The following is an 18,107-nucleotide window of genomic DNA, read 5'->3' as shown; positions in this document are numbered from 1 at the left end:
GGACTGCGTTCCCGAGTCTGGCACCGGGCACCGGCCATCCGGTGCGGACGGGTGTCGCGGTACCGCCGGGCGGGTAGCGCGGCTACCCCGATGGCGTACCGGGTCCACGCCCGGGAGCCGGGCTCCCGCCTCTCCGGCACAGCCGCGGTCCGGCCGGAATGCGCCGCAACGCGTGAGATCATCCCTCCGGTGAGCGGCGTGAAGCACCAGCCGGCCCGGGCCGGCAGAAGAGCCCGGGCCATCCTCCTGGACGCGGAGCGGCTGCTCGGCGCGGCGCGGGCGGTCGTCGCCGACCGGGCATCGGCCGCCGACGCCGTACGGAGCGCGCTCGCCCCGCTCCAGCAGGAACTGGCCAGGGGCGAGCTGGAACCGATCCCGCTGTCACGGCTGCGGGACGTCACCGAGGGCCGGCTCCGGCTGGGCGCCCTGGAACAGGCCGGTTTCACCACGGTCGCCCAGGTGCACGACGCCGGCCGCTACGCGCTGCGGCAGCTGCCCGGCGTGGGGGCCCAGACCGCCGACCAGGCCGTGGCGGCCGCCGGCCAGATCGCCAGGGCTGTCGAGGAGACCGTCACCGTACGGATCGACATCGACCGTCCCGAACCTCGCACGACGGCGCTCGTCAGAGCCCTGCACGCGCTGGCGCAGGCCGGTCCCGAGCTGCGCCGCGCCCACGACGCCGCGCAGCGGCTCGGCGCCGGGCTCGACCGGCTGCTCCCCGGGGCCCGTCCGGCGCGTGGCAGGCTCAGGACCGCGCTGGCCGGCCGGGCGCGGCGTGCGGAGATCCTCGCCGCGCTCGGCGCCCTCGGGGAACTCACCCGGCAGTCGGCGGCGGACGGGGAGCCGCTGCTGTTCGCCCAGGTCTCGGCGGATCTGCTGCGGGTGCCCGCCTCCGACGCCGAGGCGTGGGTCGGCTTCGAGCTGCGCTCCGCCGAGTACTACAGCCTGCTCGCGGAGTTCGCGGGCCGGGGCGCCGACCCGGCCGCAGCGGAGGGCTTCGTACCCTCGGGCATCGCGGAGCGGGTCCGCGCCCAGGAACTGGACGACAGCCGGCTGCGGGTGTCCCTGCGCGGCTACCAGTCCTTCGGGGCACGGTTCGCGCTGGTGCAGCGCCGGGTGATCATCGGCGACGAGATGGGGCTCGGCAAGACGGTGCAGGCGATCGCCGCGATGGCCCACCTCGCGGCGGGCGGCACGACGCACTTCCTGGTCGTCTGTCCGGCCGGTGTACTGATCAACTGGACCCGCGAGGTGAGCGCGCGCAGCACTCTGACCGCGCGGCCGGTGCACGGTCCGGCCCGCCGGACGGCCTTCGCCGACTGGTGCGAACAGGGCGGCGTGGCCGTCACGACCTTCGACGTACTGCATCTCCTCGCCGTCCCTGGCGGCGTACACCCCGGCATGCTCGTCGTCGACGAGGCCCACTTCGTCAAGAACCCGCTCACCCGGCGGGCCCGGGCCGTGGCGGACTGGAGCGCCCCGTCGGCACGGGTGCTCTTCCTGACCGGCACTCCGATGGAGAACCGGGTCGAGGAGTTCCGCAGTCTGGTCCACAGGCTCCAGCCCGAGCTTGCGCCCATGGTCCGGGACGGTGACGCGGCAGCCGGCTCCCAGGTGTTCCGCAGGGCGGTCGCCCCTGCCTATCTGCGCCGCAACCAGGAGGACGTCCTCCCGGAGCTTCCCGCGCTGGTCCACGTGGACGAGTGGGAGGCGTTCAGCGCGGGGGATCTGGCCGCCTACCGCGAGGCCGTGGCGGACGGGCACTTCCTGCGCATGCGCAGGGCCGCGTACGCCCGTCCGGAGAGCTCGGCGAAGCTGCGGCGGCTGCGCGAGCTGGTCGGTGACGCCGCCGCCAACGGGCTGAAGGTCGTCGTGTTCTCGTACTTCCGCGATGTGCTGGCCACGGTGGCGGCGGCGCTCGGCGGGACCGCCATCGGCCCGGTCGAGGGGGGTGTGCCGGCCGCCCGCCGCCAGGAACTGGTCGACGCGTTCTCCGCCGCCCCCGGCCACGCGGTGCTGCTGAGCCAGTTCCAGGCGGGCGGGGTGGGCCTCAACATGCAGGCGGCGTCCGTCGTCATTCTGTGCGAGCCGCAGATCAAGCCCAGCACGGAGCACCAGGCCGTCGCCCGCGCCCACCGGATGGGCCAGGTCAGGACGGTGCGGGTGCACCGGCTGCTGGCCGCCGACAGCGTGGATACCCGGATACTCGGCGTGCTGGCAGACAAGACGCGACTGTTCGACGCGTACGCCCGGCGCAGCGAGGTGGCCGAGGCGGCCCCCGAAGCCGTCGATGTGTCCGACGGGAACCTCGCCCGGCGGATCGTGGAGGAGGAGCAGCTGCGACTGTTCCTGGCGAAGCGCGAGATCCCCGGACAGGGAGCTCCCGGGCAGGAGACCCGGGAGCGGAGCAGCCCGGCCCGGGAGGGGTGAGGGCCCGCGTCCCCGCGGACCCTCACCGGTGTCAGAGCGCGGTCATGACGTGCTTGATCCGCGTGTAGTCCTCGAACCCGTACGCGGAGAGGTCCTTGCCGTAGCCGGAGAGCTTGAACCCTCCGTGCGGCATCTCCGCGGCGAGCGCACCGTGGTTGTTGATCCACACGCAGCCGAAGTCCAGGCTCCTGGACATCCGCATCGCGCGCTGGTGGTCCTTGGTCCATACCGACGAGGCGAGCGCGAAGTCGACGCCGTTGGCGTAGGCCACGGCCTGGTCCTCGGTGCTGAACGACTGGACGGTGATGACCGGCCCGAAGACCTCGTTCTGGATGATCTCGTCCTCCTGGCGCAGCCCGGAGACGACGGTGGGGGCGTAGAAGTACCCCTGGTCACCGACCCGGTGGCCGCCCGCCTCGACCGTGGCGTGGGAGGGGAGCCGGTCGATGAACCCGGCCACCTGGGCCAGCTGGTTCGCGTTGTTCAGCGGGCCGAAGAACGCGTCGGTGTCGTCCGGGCCACCGGTCCTGGTGGCGGTCGCGGCCTTGGCGAGCGCCTCGACGAAGGCGTCGTGGACGGACTCGTGCACGATCACCCGGGTCGCCGCCGTGCAGTCCTGGCCCGCGTTGAAGTAACCGGCCACCGCGATGTCCCCGGCGGCCTTGGTGAGCGCCGCGGCGTCGAGGTCGCCGAAGACCACGACCGGTGCCTTGCCGCCCAGCTCCAGGTGGACCCGCTTGACGTCCTTGGCCGCCGAAGCGGCGACCTGCATGCCCGCCCGCACCGAGCCGGTGATGGCGGCCATCGCCGGGGTGGGGTGTTCGACCATCAGCCGGCCGGTCTCCCGGTCTCCGCAGACGACGTTGAACACGCCCTGGCTGTGGCCGAGTTCCGCCAGCACCCCGCCGATGATCTCCGCGACCAGCACGGTCGATGCGGGCGTGGTGTCGGAGGGCTTGATGACGACCGCGTTGCCGGCCGCGAGCGCCGGGGCGAACTTCCAGACGGCCATCATCAGCGGGTAGTTCCAGGGCGCGACCTGCGCGACGACACCGACGGGCTCGCGCCGGACGATGGAGGTCAGCCCCTCCATGTACTCGCCCGCCGACCGGCCCTCCAGCAGCCGGGCAGCGCCCGCGAAGAAGCGGATCTGGTCCACGACCGGCGGGAGCTCGTCGTCCGTGAGCTGCGCGAGCGGCTTGCCGGTGTCACGGGCCTCGGCGGCGATCAGCTCGGCCGCCCGCTCCTCGAAGACGTCGGCGACACGCAGCAGCACCTTCTGGCGGGCCCCGGGGGTCGCGTCGCGCCACGCGGGGAACGCGGCGGCCGCGGCCTCCATGGCGGCGTCGACATCGGCGGCCCCCGACAGCGCGGAGGTCTCGTACACCTCGCCCGTGCAGGGGTCGATCACATCGAGAGTGCGGCCGTCGGCCGCCTCCTTGAACTCACCGTTGATGTAGTTGCGCAGCATGCACACCAGCCTCACGGAATCCGCAGCCCGCGTGACCGGACAATGTGGAGCACCCGACTGCGCCGCGCTGTACAGAGCGGCGCAGTCGGTGGGCGGGCCGGCCGTGCGCCGGGGCCGGACCCGGCCACGCACGGCGGGAGCCGCATCGGGGAGACATCAGGGAGAGGTGGGCCCCGCGGTCGGGGTGCCCGGGCCGCCCTCCCCCGTTCCCGGCTCACCTGGACCGGAGGGGCAGCCGTCGCCCGGGGTCCCCGTCGGGCTCGGCTCCGCCGTGGGCGGGCCGGACGGTGACGGCGACGGGCAGCCCGGGGGTGTGCTGCCGCCGGGGTCGGGCGATGAGCTGTCCGGCGGCCCCGGTGTCGGCGAGCCGCTGCCGCCCGGGACACCCGTCGGGCTGCCGGACGGCGTCGGTGTGCCGCCACCGCCCGGAGTCCCCGACGGGCTCGCGGACGGTGAGCGGGAGGGCGCGGGACCGATGACGATCCCGCCCCCGCCGTGCCCGCCACCGCTGTGTCCGCCGCGCCCGTGCGCCTTGCCCGGCGGTGTGCCCCCGCCGGACGCGCCGCCCGCCCCGGGGCTCTCCGGCAGGACCCCTTCGCCGTCCGGGACCTCGTGCGTGCCGTTCCGGTAGAAGGACAGCCAGGACCGCACCAGCCTCAGATAGGCGCCGGAGTGGTTGTAGCTGAGGATCGCGCTGTCCAGCCCGGCGCTCTCCGCCAGGTCGCGGTGGCCCGCGCAGAGGTAGCGCCCGGCGGCGAGCGCGGCGTCGAAGACGTTGTTCGGGTCCTTCTTGCCGTCGTGGTTCCCGTCCTGCCCCCAGGCCGCCCAGGTGGACGGGATGAACTGCATCGGGCCCACCGCCCGGTCGTACGTCACGTCCCCGTCGTACGCGCCGTGGTCGGTGTCGGGGATGTGCGCGAAGCCCGCGCCGTCGAGCACCGGCCCGAGGATCGGCGCGAGGGTGGTCCCGTGCTTGTCGACCGCGCCGCCCCGCGCCTGCCCCGACTCGACCTTGCCGATCGCGGCCAGCAGCTGCCAGGGCAGCCCGCAGGCGCGGTCGCTGCGGCGCAACTGCGCCTCTGCGGACCGGTAGGCGGCCAGTACGGTCGCCGGGATCCCCGACTGCTCGAACACCGGCCCCACGCCGCCTGCGCCGACCGGATCGCCCGGCGGGGGCGGCGTGACGAGCGGCGGGATCTCGGTGTGGAACGAGTTGTCCGTGGGCCCTTCGACCTCTGCGGTCGCCTCGCCCACCGGTACGGTCGCTCTCTTCGGCTGCGGCAGCTGGTGGTGGACGAGCCCCGGCGCCTGCGAGGCGGTGAGCGCGGCCATGGCGACCGCGGCCACCGCGCTTCCCCCCAGTCCCCGCCGCATCCGCCGCACGTGCCTCATACGCCGCTCCCTCATCGGAATTCCGGAATCTTCGGGGTGTCCGTGCTGTGCGCTGTCACCGGGTGAAGGTGTCGATGTTCGCGATCCGCCATGTGCCGCCCGCGCGGACCGCGTCGACGGCGAACATCGCGGCGGCATAGGTCGTCCGGTCCTTCTTCGCCGCGGTGCCGGTGTTGCTCTGATCGGCGTAGAGCAACACCCGTGCGCGGTCGCCGTCGATCAGCTCCACGCCGCTCTCGGTGACGGTGGTGGTCAGCACGAGCTTCTGCTTCGCTGCCTGTGCGCGGACGGCCGCCAGCATGTCCTTATGCTGTGTGACCGCCTTGCCGGTGAGGAGGGTCGCCGCGGCCCGGTCGGCCTTGGCCTTGTTGGTGTAGTCGTACGAGAAGAGGGCGTCGACGGCGCTGGTCACCTGGCCCTTCACCTCGGTCGTCCGGGCGACGTCGGTCAGCGCGCCGTTGCTGGTCGCGGCGGAGTCGTGGAGGGCGGACGCCCGCGTCGCCGCGTAGGCGGCGAACCCGCCGAGCAGTACGGTGAGGGCCGCCAGCACCAGCGGAAGCCGGGCCCAGGCACGCAGTGACGCACGTGCGGGCGCGGCCTCTCCGCCTGCGGCCCCGGACTCGGACTCGGACTCGGACTCGGACTCGGACTCGGCGGTGGGAGACCGGTTCGTGTCCGGTGCGGCTGCCGCGTCAGAGGTATCAGGGGTGTCCGGCAGACCGGGGGCGCCGGGCTCCCGGCCCGCGGGCGGCTCGTCCCGCTCCTCCGGCGGGTGCGCGTCCGTGCCCTGCGGCCTGACGCGCACCGGGGCCACGGCCGCCAGTCGCCGCTGCCGGTTGATGAGATGACGGGTGGTAGACATGTCGTCCTCAGCTCCTCTCCTGGGTCAGCCGGCGGTGTTGCCGACGGGCGCCTGGCCCAGGGCGCTGAGCTTCCAGCCCCCGGACGTACGCGTCAGTTCGCCGAGCAGCCGGCTCTCCTTCTCCGCCGGCTTGCCCTTCGGCGCGGTCACCGTGATCCGCAGGGCCACCATCACGCTCGCCCTGCCCGCCCGGTCGTCCAGTTCGGTCACCGCCCCGGAGAGCACCTTGGCCGTGGAGACGGTCTGAGCCTGCTGGATCTGCTTCTCGAACTGCGTCCGCCCATCGGTGAGTTGCTTGTGCAGATCGCCCGTGGTCGATGCCTCCCACGCGTCGAGCCCGGCCGTGAGCTTCCGGTGGTCCAGCGTGTTCATGTTCTGTACGGCCTGTTCCCCCGCGGCCAGCACCCCGTCCCGCGACTGTGCGTACGCGGCGGAGTCGTCGTGCGCGGCCGCGTACCAGGACCAGCCGCCCCAGCCCGCCGCGCCCGCGGCCAGCAGCGCCGGCGCGAGTGCCATGACCGTCAGCGGATTCCTTGCCGTCCTGAGCTTCCTGAGCATGTACGTCTCCCTCAGCGGGCCGTGATATCGGTGATCAGCCAGGTGCCGCCCCGCAGTTCGGCGGTGACCGACAGCTGTGCGGCCACCGCCCCCGCCGGCTTCCCCTTGCGCTGGGCGGTCTGGTCGAGGAAGACCAGCAGCCGCGCCTGCCTGCCGGTCAGCCGGGTCACTCCGGCCCGTACCACCTGGGTGGTGAGCGTCAGCTTCTGTTCCTTCGCCCGCTTGCCGACCTGGCCGAAGAGGGCGGTGTACTGCTTCGCCGCCTTGCCTGCGAGCAGTTCGCGCGCCGACTGGGCGGTGACGTCGGTGGCCTGCGGTGTGTAGGAGAGGACCTTGCCGAGCGTGGCACTGACATCCCCGGTGACCTGCGAGGTGGCCTCCGTGTCGGTGAGGGCGTGGTTCCCGGCGGCCGGCGCCGTCCTCAACTGGTGGGCGCGGAAGAGCATTCCGGCCCCGCCGAGTACCAGCAGCAGCACGGCCAGGCACGCCGCGACCAGGGCCGGACGGTGACCGCGGCCCTGCGCCACGGGCTTCTCCTCGTCCGGGGCTTCCACCCCGGCGTCCTCGACGGTGCTGCTCACGCGCCCTCCTTACCGACCGGCACTGCGCTGAGTGCGGTGACTTTCCAGCCGTCCGGAGTGCGGGCGAGCGTGGCCGTGAAGCGTTTGCGGTCGGTCGTGGCCACCCCGCCCCTGGGGGTGATGGCGACCTTGACGGTGGCGATCAGCGCCGCCGTGCCCGCCCGGTCGTCGAGCGCGGTGAGCGCGGCGCCGGTGACGGTGCCCCGGGCGGATGTCCCTGCCTTGGTGAGGGTGGTCCGGTCGGTGGCGCGCGTGGAGGCCAGCCTGTCGTGCAGCGCACCGGTCGAGGCGTCCAGCCAGCGTTCCAGGCCGGTGTCGGTGTGCTTCACATCGAGGGTGTTGAGCTCGGCGACCCGCTCACGGCCGGCCGCGAGCGCGGCGTCCCGGGAGGCCGAGTACCGCAGCGAGGTGTCCTGGTGCGCCTGCCAGTACACCCACCCGGAGACGGCACAGAAGACGACGGCCACCGCGACGGCGGCCCAGCACACTACCCGGATGCGGGCGGTCACGCGCCGCCTCCGAGACCGAGCAGGCCGCCCAGGCCGGTGGGGCCTCCGGCGGGCAGTGCGGGCGAGCCGAGGGCTCCGGGGAGCGATCCTGACCCTCCCGCGTCGGTCCCCAGGAGCAGCGACCCCGGCTTCGCGGGCGCCGGCAGCGGCCCGCCGCCCGGCGCGTGGGCGGATCCGCGGACCTCCTTGCCGCTGCCGGCGGGCGCGGTGCAGCGTGCGGCGGTGTTGAGCTGTGAAGTGGCGCTGGTGTCCAGGCCGTTGCGGTACGTCGTCCCGCCGTACCCGGCGGTGCAGGGCAACGGTGAGAAGAAGGTGACGGCCATACCGAAACGTGCTCCCTTCGCGTTGATCGCTGTCGACCCCGCAGCGGCCACCGCAGGTAGCTTCACCAGCAGTTCCTCCGTACCGCGCTGCCGGGTGACCGCCACATCCGATGTCGTCAGCAGATTGGCGACGACCACGCTCAGGTCGGGGTTCAGATCCCTGAGCAGTCCACTGACCTGGGTGGCCGCCTCCGGGGTGGCCGCGATGAGCGCGCGCAGATCCGTGTCCGAGTCCACCAGCTGTCCGGCCAGGCCCTTGGCCCCCCTGGCGAAGGACTTCAGCGCTTCGCCCTCCTGCGTCTGGGTGCGCAGCACCGTCTCGCCGTCGGTCATCAGCCTGGTGTCGGTGGGCAGGGCCTTGTCCGCGGCCTTGAGGAAGTCGCTGCTGCTGTCCATCAGGACCTGGAGGTCCTCGCCGCGCCCGTCGAGCGCGGCGCCGGACTCGTCCACGACCGTGCGCAACGCGTCCAGGTCCACCGACGACGTCAGATCGTCGACGCTGGTGAGGACGTCGGTCACCGGGGCCGGGATGCTGGCGTCCGCCCGGGCGATCCGGGAGCCGTCCTCCAGGTACGGGCTGCCGGTGGCGGCCGGCCGCAGGTCGATGTACTCCTCGCCGACCGCCGACAGGTTGGCGACGGACGCCTTGAGGTCGGCCGGGATGGGGGGCGCGGAGTCACTGATCCGCAGATCGGCCTCCACGCCGCCCGCGGTCAGCCTGATCGGTCCGACCCGCCCGACCGACACGCCCCGGTAGGTGACGTTGGCGTGGGTGAAGAGCCCCCCGGTCTCGGGGAGTTCGACCTTCACGACGTAGTACCCGCGCAGCCCGACCAGATGCCCGAGGTCGGCGTAGCGCGCGCCGAGGTAGCCGAGGACGAGCACCGTGATGAGCAGGAAGGCGATGTTCTTCAGCCGGGTGGCCCGGGTGACCATCAGTGGCCGCCTTCCGTTGACGGGGCGGACGGAACAGACGAGGTGGACGGAGCGGATGGAGTGGACGGAGCGGTGAGGGAAGGCAGCGGCAGCGGGGGCGCACCGGCGGCGCCCTGCTTCTTTTTCGCCGCGGTGTCCCCCGACTGGCTTCCTCCCCCGGTGAGGGTGATCGGCGGAATGATCTGCGTCCCCGGCACGGCCGTCACATCCAGATAGACGTTGAGGTAGTCGCCCTTCACACCGCGCAGGACCTCGTCGGTGAAGGGGTAGGTGAGGAGCACCTGCAGCGAGTCGGGCAGATCCTTGCCGGAGTCGGCGAGTTGCTGGAGTGTCGGGGCGAGGGCCTTGAGGTCGGCCACCATGTCGGCCTTGCTCTTGTTCACCGTGTCGACGGCGACCCCGGAGAGGGTGTCGAGCGCCTTGAGCATGGTGATCAGGGAGCCGCGCTGCTTCTCCAGCACCTTCAGCCCGGGGCTGAGCCCGGTCAGCGCCTTGCCGATCTCCTGTTTGCGGGTGGCGAGCGTCGCGGAGAGACGGTTCACGCCGTCGAGGGCTTCGGTGATGTCGCTCTTGTGGCCGTCCAGACTGGTCACCAGGGTGTTGACCGACTGGAGCGTGGAGCGGATCTGCGGCTCACGGCCGCCCAGTGTCTTGTTAAGTTCGGTGCTGATGGTCCTGAGCTGCTGGACGCCGCCGCCGTTGAGCAGCAGCGAGAGCGCGCCGAAGACCTCCTCCACCTCGGGGTTGCGGTTGGTGCGCGAGATCGGGATGGTCTGGCCGTCGGTGAGCCGGTCCGCCGATGCGTCCTTCTCGGGCGCGGTGAGCTGGATGAACTTCTCGCCCAGCAGGCTGGACTGTTCGAGATGGGCGTAGGCGTTCCGCGGCAGGCGCACCTTGCCGTTGACGCGCATGGTGACCCGCGCCGACCAGTTCCCGGGCGAGAGCGTGATCCTGGAGACCCTGCCGACGGCCACGTCGTTCACCTTGACCGCTGCCTGCGGGACCAGGTTCAGCACGTCGGCGAAGTCCGCGGTGATCTCGTACGGGTGGGAGCCGAGGTCCGCGCCGCCGGGCAGCGGCAGGCTCTCGATGCCGGAGAACGACGGTGCGGCGCACCCGCCGAGGGTGACGGTGCAGCCGATCGCCAGGACGACCGCGACGGCGACGCCGGTGCGGGAGCGGGAGGGGCGGGGTGTGCGGGAGTCCGCGGTCCGGCTCATCGGGCGCTCCCCTTCTGCGCCGTGGTCCCGGTGGCAGGCCCGTACACGTCGCCGACCGCGGGAAGCGGCAGCGCGGGCAGCGCCTCGCGCTGCGACGGCCGGACGGGTACCAGACCGTCCAGCCCCGCACCGGCCGGGACCCCGCCGGCTGCCCCGCCCGCCGGTGTGCCGGGGGCCGCTGCGGTGAGTGCGCCGTTCATGCTGAGCTCGTTGAGGTTGCCGCGGCCGTCGATGGTGCGGTGCACGGGATCGTAGGCGTTGAGCAGGTTGCCGGCGGCGAGTGGCGCGTCGTCCAGCATCTCGGCGAGCGAGGCCCGCTGTTTGACCAGGGTGTCGGTGATCGGCCGCAGCTGGCTGACGCTCTTCTTGAGGGAGCCGCGGTTCTCCTCGATGAAGGTCTTCACCTGGCCGAGCGCGGTTCCCAGCTCCTTGAGGGCGGTGCCCAGATCGTCCTTGTCGTCGTCCAGGAACCCGGTCACCGTGGCCAGTTGCTGCTCCGCGGTGTGCACCTTTCCGTCGTTCCCCTTGAGCATCGCGGTGAAGGACTGGAGATAGGAAAGCGTGTCGAAGAGGTTGCCGCTGCTCTTGTCGAGCGTCTTGGCCGCCTTGCCGAACTGCTCGATCGAGTCCCCGATCGCCTTGCCGTTGCCGTCCAGGTTGGCCGCGCCGGTCTTGAGCAGATCGTTCAGCGCGCCCTGGGAGTTGGCCCCCTTGGGGCCGAGTGCGGTGGCCAGCTCTGTGACGCTGGCGTACAGCTGGTCGACCTCGACGGGGGTGGCGTTGCGGGCCGCCGCGAGCGTCGCCCGGTCCTTGAGCTGCGGGCCGCTGGTGTACGCGGGCGACAGCTGGACGTACCGGTCGGCGACGATGCTCGGCGCGACGATGAGGGCGCGGGCGTCAGCCGGGACCTTCACGCCCTCGTCGAGGACGAGGACGACCCGTACCTCGCGGCCCTCCGGCCGCACGGAGTCGACCTTGCCCACCTTCACTCCGAGGATCCGCAGGTCGGAACCGGCGTAGAGGCCGGTGGCCCGGTCGAAGTAGGCGGTGACCCGGTGGCCTCCCGCACTGTCGAGGGCGAGCACACCGGTGGTGGCCACGCCCGCGATCAGCACGAGTCCGGTTCCGATTCCCACCGCGCGCCTGGTGGTGCGGTTCATCGGCTGCCCCCCTGGTTCTGCCGGGGCGACATGCATCCGGTGGCCGGAGGTGTGCCCGCTGGCAGGTAGTTCTTCGGGACGAGCCCGCAGATGTAGCTGTCGAACCAGCGGCCGTTGCCGAGGGTGTTGCCGACGAGCCGGTAGTAGGGGCCGGCCAGCGACAGGGCCTTGTCCAGGCTCTTGCGGTTCTTCAGCAGGATGGTGGTGACCTTGTCGAGAGCGGTCAGTGTCGGCTTCAGCTGCTTGTTGTTGTCCTTGACCAGGCCGGTCAGTTCCGTACCGAGGTCGGTGGTCCCGGTGAGCAGCAGGTGTATGGAGTCGCGGCGGTTCTGGATCTCGCCGAGCAGCAGATTGCCGTCCTTCAGCAGGGCGTCGAAGCTGCTGTTCTTCGCGGAGAGCGTCTTGGTGAGCTGCTTGCTGCCCTTGAGCAGCCTGGCCAGCTCGGCGTCGCGTTCCGAGACCGTCCTGGACAGCGCCGAGAGGCCGGTCGCCGCGTTCCGTACGTCGGGCGGCGAGTCCTTGAACGTCTCCGAGATCGTCTCGAAACTCTTGGCCAGCTGCTTGGTGTCGAGGTCGCCGATGGTGTCGCTCAGCCCGCTGAACGCCTGGGTCACGTCGTACGGCGATGTGGTGCGGCTCAGCGGGATCCGGGCCGCCGGATTCTGCGCTCCCGCACCGACCGGGTCGAGCGCCAGGTACTTGTCGCCCAGCAGGGTCTTGATGGCGATGGCCACCGTGCTGGAGTCACCGACCCAGGCGCCCTTGACCTTGAAGGACACCTTCACCCTGGCACCGTCGAGTGCCACCGCCTTCACCTGGCCGACCCGGACCCCGGCTATCCGTACCTCGTCACCGGGGCTGAGCCCCGCCGACTCGGTGAAGTCGGCGGTGTACGTCGTGCCGCCGCCGATGAAGGGGAGCGAGTCGGCGCGGTAGGCGGCCAGCCCGATCAGTGCGAGGACCAGCAGCCCGGCAAGGCTCACGGCGACCGGGTTGCGCTCCCGGACGGGCTTGAACCGCGGGAGCCGCAGGCGGGGTGCGTTCATCCCTGGCACCTCGCTTCGGTGACGGCGATACCGGTGGGCGGCTTGCTGCCGTCCGATGTGGTGACGCCCGACACCCGGGCCTCGCAGAGGTAGAGATTGAGCCACGACCCGTAGGAGGCGAGCCGGGTGACGGCCTGCATCTTGGCAGGTGTCTTCTGCAGGAAGTCCTGGAGCTGCGGCGCGGCGTCACCGAGCTGTTCCGACACCCTGCCGAGTTCGCTGATGTCCTTCTTGAGCGGTGCGCGCCCGTCCTGGAGCAGTCCGGCGGTCGAGGTCGTCAGCGCTCCCATGGCCGTGATCGCGTCCCCGAGGGGCTTGCGGTCCCCGGCGAAGCCGGAGACGAGCTGCTGGAGGGTGACGACGAGGTCGTTGAAGCCCGACTCCCGGTCGTTGACCGTGGTCAGTACCGTGTTGAGGTTCTTGATGACCTGGCCGATGACCTTGTCCTTGGCCGCGACCGTGGTGGTCAGTGATCCGACGTGCTGGAGCAGGCTGTCGACGGTGCCGCCCTCGCCCTGGAGCACCTGCACGATGGAGTTGGCGAGCTGGTTCATCTCGGCCGGGGCCAGACCCTGCAGGAGCGGCTGGAATCCGTTGAACAGCTGGGTGAGGTCGAGGGCCGGTGTGGTGTGCGAGAGCTGGATGGTGTGCCCCGGCGGGAAGAGCTTCCCGACGGGACCGGTGCCCTGCTCCAGGTCGATGTACCGCTGGCCGACCATGTTCAGGTACTTGATCGACGCGGTGACCGAAGCGGGCAGGGTCCGCCCCTTCTTCACGGCGAAACGCACCTCGGCCAGCCGCCGGTCGGCGACCTTCACCGATTCGACCTGCCCCACCTTCACCCCGGCGATCCGTACGCTGTCGCCCTCCATCAGCCCGGTGGCGTCGGTGAAGCGCGCCCGGTAGGAGACGGTGTCGCCGACATCCGTGTTGGCGATGCTCAGCCCGAGTACCACGGTGGCCAGAGAGGTCACCAGGACGAAGACCAGGGACTTGACGAGTGGAGCCGTCAGGCTGCGGCGCTTCACTTGAGCCTCACCTCCGCACCGCGGAAGACCGGGCCGGCCAGCAGGCTGCTCCAGTCGGGAAGGGACTGCGCCGATGTCTTCGCGCCGGGGGCCAGCAGTTCGTTGACGAGCTGGTTCTCCTGGGGCGAGTTGGGCAGCCCGAGGCTGTCCGGCTTGCCCGCCCCGGTGGCGGCGGTCGGCACGGTCTTGCCGATGTAGGGAACGGAGTAGCAGTGCGGCCCGCCGCTCGCGGTGTAGGACGGGGTGTCCTTGCCCGGTGTGTACTTCCCCAGCGAGGGGACGGAGGCCAGGCTGACGTGCAGCCCCGGCTCGTCCGTGCCCTTGCCGAGCGCCTTGTCCATGGCGGGGACGAAGCCCGCCAGGGTGCTCAGGGTGCAGGGGAACTCGGGGGCGTACTCGGCGAGGAGTTCCAGGGTGGGCCGACCGGTCGCGGAGAGCCGGATGATGTTGTCCTTGTTCTGCTGGAGGAAGGCCGTGATGTCCTGGGCCGTCCTGGTGGTGGTGCCGTACAGGCCCGCCAGTTCTGCCTGCTTCTCGGCGAGGGTCGAGCTGGTGGTGGTGAAGTCGTCGAGCGCGGTGAGAATGTCGGGCGCCGCGTCCGAGTAGACCTTGGTCACCTTCACCAGCTCCGCGATGTCCCGGTTGAGCACGGGGAGTTGGGGGTTGAGTTTCTTCAGGTACGCGTCGAGGGTGACGAAGGTGTCGCCGAGCTGCTGCCCCCGCCCGCTGAGGGCCTGCGAGACGGCGGTCAGGGTGGCGGAGAGCTTCTGCGGCTCGACCGCGGTGAGCAGCGGCATGACGTGGTCGAGCACCTGCTCCAGCTCGATCGCGTTGCGCGAGCGGTCCTGCGGGATGGTGTCGCCTGCCCTGAGCGCCCGGCCGGACGTGTGGGCCGGGGGCACGAGGGCGACGTAGCGCTCGCCGAACAGCGTCGTCGGCAGCATCTGAGCGGTGACGTCCGAGGGGACCTGGCCCAGCTTGTCCGGCTGGATGGCAAGGGTGAGCCGGGCGCCGCTCCCCTCGGAACTGATGTCGCGCACCTGCCCGATGACCACCCCGCGCAGCTTCACATCGGCGTTGAGGTGCATCTCGCTGCCGACGGTGTCCGTGTCCACCCGCACCGTCGCCGAGTCGGTGAAGTCCTTGCGGTACACCGCGATCGACAGCCAGATCAGCAGCGCGGGCACCACGATGAAGACCACACCGGCGAGCCTGCGCCGTACGGTCAGCGCGTTCATCCCGCCACCTTCACGGTCGTCGTCGCACCCCAGATGGCGAGGGAGAGGAAGAAGTCGGTGACGCTGATGAGCACGATGGCGTTGCGAACGGACCGGCCGACCGCCACACCGACCCCGGCGGGACCTCCGGTGGCGCGGAAGCCGTAGTAGCAGTGGGCCAGGATCACCAGCACGCTGAAGATCAGCACTTTGAGCACCGAGAGCAGGACGTCGTCCGGGGAGAGGAAGAGATTGAAGTAGTGGTCGTAGGTGCCGGACGACTGCCCCTTGAAGAGGACGGTCACCAGGCGGGAGGCGACATACGAGCTGAGCAGCCCCATCGCGTACAGCGGGATGATCGCGACGACACCGGCGATGATCCGGGTGGTCACGAGGTACGGCATGGAGCGGATGCCCATCGCTTCGAGGGCATCCACCTCCTCGTTGATACGCATCGCGCCGAGCTGGGCGGTGAAGCCTGCGCCGACGGTCGCGGAGAGGGCCAGGCCGGCGACCAGCGGGGCGATCTCCCGGGTGTTGAAGTACGCGGAGATGAATCCGGTGAAGGCGGCGGTGCCGATCTGGTTGAGCGCGGCGTACCCCTGGAGGCCCACGACCGTCCCCGTGAAGAGGGTCATGCCGATCATCACGCCGATCGTTCCGCCGATCACCCCGAGGCCACCGCTGCCGAAGGCGACCTCGGCGAGCAGCCGCTGGACCTCCCTGGTGTAGCGGCGCAGGGTGCGCGGGATCCAGAGGAGCGCCCGGACGTAGAAGACGAGTTGGTCGCCTGAGCGGTCGAGCCAGCCGAGCATGGACATCTCTCAGCTCCCCTTCGCGGGGACGATCTGGAGATAGACCGCCGTGAGGACCATGTTCACGAAGAACAGCAGCATGAAGGTGATGACGACGGACTGGTTGACCGCGTCACCGACGCCCTTCGGGCCGCCCCTGGGGTTCAGGCCCCGGTAGGCGGCCACGATCCCGGCGATGAAGCCGAAGATCAGTGCCTTGACCTCGCTGATGTAGAGGTCGGGCAGCTGGGCCAGTGCGGAGAAGCTGGAGAGGTAGGCGCCCGGGGTGCCGTGCTGCATGATCACGTTGAAGAAGTACCCGCCGAGCGTGCCGACGACCGAGACCAGTCCGTTCAGCAGGACCGCCACGAACATGGTGGCGAGCACCCGGGGCACGACGAGGCGCTGGACGGGCGAGACCCCCATGACCTCCATCGCGTCCAGCTCCTCGCGGATCTTCCGCGAGCCGAGGTCGGCGCAGATGGCCGAGCCGCCGGCCCCCGCGATCAGCAGCGCGACGATCAGCGGGCTGGCCTGCTGGATGACGGCGAGCACACTCGCCCCGCCGGTGAAGGACTGGGCGCCGAGCTGCTGGGTGAGCGATCCGACCTGGAGGGCGATGACCGCTCCGAAGGGGATCGAGACCAGGGCGGCCGGCAGGATGGTGACACTCGCGACGAACCAGAACTGCTCGATGAACTCCCTTACCTGGAAAGGTCTTCGGAAGACGGCCCGGGTCACGGTGGCCCCGAGGGCGAAGAGCTTCCCGGTCTCGCGCAGCGGTGCGAGCGCACGCAGCGGCGGACGGGGCTCACGGTGCCCCGCGGCCGTGCCGGGGGCGGTCGCGGACGGCTCGGACCCGCGGACCGGAATCGGTGCGGTCATGGCTGCACACCGCCGGACGCCGGGGCCGCGTAACTCTTGAGGATGGCGGTGCGAGCCGCCTCGGGCAGCTCCGCCATCATGCCCAGCACCCGCTCCCTGCGCCGCAGCACGGCCTGGCGCTCGGGCAGCCCTTCGGACGGTTCGAGCTGCGGGACGATCGGCCGTGGAGCCTGCGGACGTGAGCCGGCCGCGCTGCGCTGTTCGGCGGCGAGGGTCGCCGCGTCCTTCTCCTCCGACATGCCGATCGGACCCTCGCGACGGCCGCTCAGGAACTGCGCGACCACCGGCTCCTGGCTGGTGAGAAGCAGTTCACGGGGCCCGAAGGTGACGAGGTTGCGCAGGAAGAGCATCCCCATGTTGTCGGGGACGGTCGCCGCGATGTCGAGGTTGTGGGTGACGATCAGCATCGTCGCGTCGAACTGCGCGTTCAGGTCGATGAGGAGCTGCGAGATGTACGAGGTACGGACCGGGTCGAGTCCGGAGTCCGGTTCGTCGATGAGGATGATCTGGGGGTCGAGCACGAGTGCGCGGGCCAGCCCGGCCCGCTTGCGCATCCCGCCGGATATCTCGCCGGGGAGCTTCTCCTCCGCACCCAGGAGCCCCACCATGTCCATCCGCTCCATGACGATGCGGCGGATCTCCGACTCCTTCTTCCTGGTGTGTTCCCGGAGCGGAAAGGCCACATTGTCGAAGAGCGTCATCGATCCGAAGAGTGCACCGTCCTGGAACATCAGGCCGAAGAGCTTACGGGTCTCGTAGATGTCGCGCTCGGGGCTGTTCACCATGTCGACGCCGTTGATGAGCACACTGCCCCGCTCGGGTTTCAGCAGCCCGATCAGGGACTTGAGGAACACGGTCTTTCCGGTGCCGGAAGGTCCGAGCATCACGCTGACTTCACCGGCAGGGAGCGTGAGTGTCACGTCCTGCCAGATTTTCTGCTTGCCGAAAGACTTGGTGAGCCCTTCAACAACAACTTCGATTCCCATCTCACCTCCTGCATGCACTCACGAAGTGACAGAAGTGCGCCGAGAGGCGCACGTTAAGTTCACCAGCACCGTGGGGACAAGCCCTTGAACAGGTAACTCCCCAAGAAATCGCGCTACTTGTCGTGGGGTGACAAGCCCGTACGGAAACCTTGTCGAAAAGTGCTTATTCACAGCAGGGACGCAGGTGAGGGGCTTACGTCCCGGCCCCAACCGGCCAAGTGGCTTGCGAAGAGCGACGTTACGGCCGAGTAACCTGGGCCGCAATACCAGTTCCGCAAGTTTCGCCAGGCCGTCGCACGACCACCCTCTTCTTTGCGGTGATTGAGCAGCGACACAGGAAAAGTCATCCAGAAGTGATAAATTCCGCCGCCCGGCAGTCCCATCGCGCACACGGATCACGCCGCCGGCGCCGCGGTGGACCCGCCACTCCTGCACGGCCGAATGCCCGCCCCGTGCCCGGCTGCGCACCAACTGACAAGCGATGTTGCGCCCTTGCTCACCCCCGCACAAGAAGTACGGGGCAGGAGAAGTTCATCAAACCGCAGGATTGTGCAGCGGTGTTTCCCGCCAGTAACCTCACGGCTCGGTGAATTCCGAGGCGAATCCGGCCTCGCGCACCTCGACTCGCCTTTCGCTCCTCGCACCCGGTCCGGGTATCACGTCACCCCTGTTCCGGTGCGCCGCAGACCCATCTGGTCCGAGTACGGCG

At 70.6% G+C, this 18,107-nt stretch carries 16 protein-coding genes; 1 reads left to right on the top strand and 15 read right to left on the bottom strand.

Annotated elements, in window-relative coordinates:
- Positions 1-189: 189 nt before the first annotated feature.
- The gene (locus OG917_RS28595; RefSeq protein ID WP_328321016.1) at positions 190-2,430 is read left to right on the top strand and encodes a DEAD/DEAH box helicase; all 2,241 of its coding nucleotides are present in this window, start codon (positions 190-192) and stop codon (positions 2,428-2,430) included.
- Positions 2,431-2,461: 31 nt separating this feature from the next.
- Here OG917_RS28595 and OG917_RS28590 read toward each other — a convergent pair whose 3' ends face one another.
- The 15 genes from OG917_RS28590 to OG917_RS28520 form a co-directional block, all read right to left on the bottom strand.
- Positions 2,462-3,901 carry a gamma-aminobutyraldehyde dehydrogenase gene (locus OG917_RS28590; RefSeq protein WP_328321014.1) on the bottom strand — a complete coding sequence of 480 codons (1,440 nt, stop codon included), beginning with the start codon at positions 3,899-3,901 and terminating at the stop codon, positions 2,462-2,464.
- A 156-nt stretch (positions 3,902-4,057) separates the two neighbouring features.
- Complete coding sequence (locus OG917_RS28585; RefSeq protein WP_328321012.1) at positions 4,058-5,293, bottom strand: lytic transglycosylase domain-containing protein; 1,236 nt, start codon at positions 5,291-5,293, stop codon at positions 4,058-4,060.
- Positions 5,294-5,348: 55 nt separating this feature from the next.
- Positions 5,349-6,155, bottom strand: a complete 807-nt coding sequence (locus tag OG917_RS28580) for a hypothetical protein (protein WP_328321010.1) — start codon at positions 6,153-6,155, stop codon at positions 5,349-5,351.
- Positions 6,156-6,179: 24 nt separating this feature from the next.
- Positions 6,180-6,671, bottom strand: coding sequence for a hypothetical protein (locus OG917_RS28575; RefSeq protein WP_443059106.1), 492 nt, complete (start codon positions 6,669-6,671; stop codon positions 6,180-6,182).
- Between the two features lie 53 nt (positions 6,672-6,724).
- Positions 6,725-7,294 carry a hypothetical protein gene (locus OG917_RS28570; RefSeq protein ID WP_328321006.1) on the bottom strand — a complete coding sequence of 190 codons (570 nt, stop codon included), beginning with the start codon at positions 7,292-7,294 and terminating at the stop codon, positions 6,725-6,727.
- Complete coding sequence (locus OG917_RS28565; RefSeq protein WP_328321004.1) at positions 7,291-7,803, bottom strand: hypothetical protein; 513 nt, start codon at positions 7,801-7,803, stop codon at positions 7,291-7,293. Before OG917_RS28565 ends, OG917_RS28570 begins: the two co-directional genes overlap by 4 nt.
- Complete coding sequence (locus tag OG917_RS28560) at positions 7,800-9,062, bottom strand: MlaD family protein (protein ID WP_328321002.1); 1,263 nt, start codon at positions 9,060-9,062, stop codon at positions 7,800-7,802. Before OG917_RS28560 ends, OG917_RS28565 begins: the two co-directional genes overlap by 4 nt.
- Positions 9,062-10,282, bottom strand: a complete 1,221-nt coding sequence (locus tag OG917_RS28555) for an MCE family protein (protein ID WP_328321000.1) — start codon at positions 10,280-10,282, stop codon at positions 9,062-9,064. The genes OG917_RS28560 and OG917_RS28555 overlap by 1 nt, the downstream gene beginning before the upstream one ends.
- Positions 10,279-11,442 carry an MCE family protein gene (locus OG917_RS28550; RefSeq protein ID WP_328320998.1) on the bottom strand — a complete coding sequence of 388 codons (1,164 nt, stop codon included), beginning with the start codon at positions 11,440-11,442 and terminating at the stop codon, positions 10,279-10,281. The genes OG917_RS28555 and OG917_RS28550 overlap by 4 nt, the downstream gene beginning before the upstream one ends.
- Positions 11,439-12,488 carry an MCE family protein gene (locus OG917_RS28545; RefSeq protein ID WP_328320996.1) on the bottom strand — a complete coding sequence of 350 codons (1,050 nt, stop codon included), beginning with the start codon at positions 12,486-12,488 and terminating at the stop codon, positions 11,439-11,441. Before OG917_RS28545 ends, OG917_RS28550 begins: the two co-directional genes overlap by 4 nt.
- Positions 12,485-13,516, bottom strand: coding sequence for an MCE family protein (locus tag OG917_RS28540; RefSeq protein ID WP_328320994.1), 1,032 nt, complete (start codon positions 13,514-13,516; stop codon positions 12,485-12,487). Before OG917_RS28540 ends, OG917_RS28545 begins: the two co-directional genes overlap by 4 nt.
- Positions 13,513-14,754: an MCE family protein gene (locus OG917_RS28535; protein WP_328320992.1), complete on the bottom strand. Its 1,242-nt coding sequence runs from the start codon at positions 14,752-14,754 to the stop codon at positions 13,513-13,515. Before OG917_RS28535 ends, OG917_RS28540 begins: the two co-directional genes overlap by 4 nt.
- A complete protein-coding gene (locus tag OG917_RS28530; RefSeq protein ID WP_328320990.1) occupies positions 14,751-15,554 on the bottom strand; it encodes an MlaE family ABC transporter permease in 804 nt (267 codons plus the stop codon). Before OG917_RS28530 ends, OG917_RS28535 begins: the two co-directional genes overlap by 4 nt.
- 3 nt (positions 15,555-15,557) lie before the next feature.
- Positions 15,558-16,412 (bottom strand): MlaE family ABC transporter permease, encoded by an 855-nt coding sequence (locus OG917_RS28525; RefSeq protein WP_328320987.1) that lies wholly within the window; start codon positions 16,410-16,412, stop codon positions 15,558-15,560.
- Positions 16,409-17,398, bottom strand: coding sequence for an ABC transporter ATP-binding protein (locus OG917_RS28520; protein ID WP_328320985.1), 990 nt, complete (start codon positions 17,396-17,398; stop codon positions 16,409-16,411). Before OG917_RS28520 ends, OG917_RS28525 begins: the two co-directional genes overlap by 4 nt.
- Positions 17,399-18,107 lie beyond the last annotated feature (709 nt).

Source organism: Streptomyces sp. NBC_00388 (assembly GCF_036061255.1).
Lineage (GTDB): Bacteria > Actinomycetota > Actinomycetes > Streptomycetales > Streptomycetaceae > Streptomyces.
This window is presented reverse-complemented; position numbering and strand designations above follow the sequence as displayed.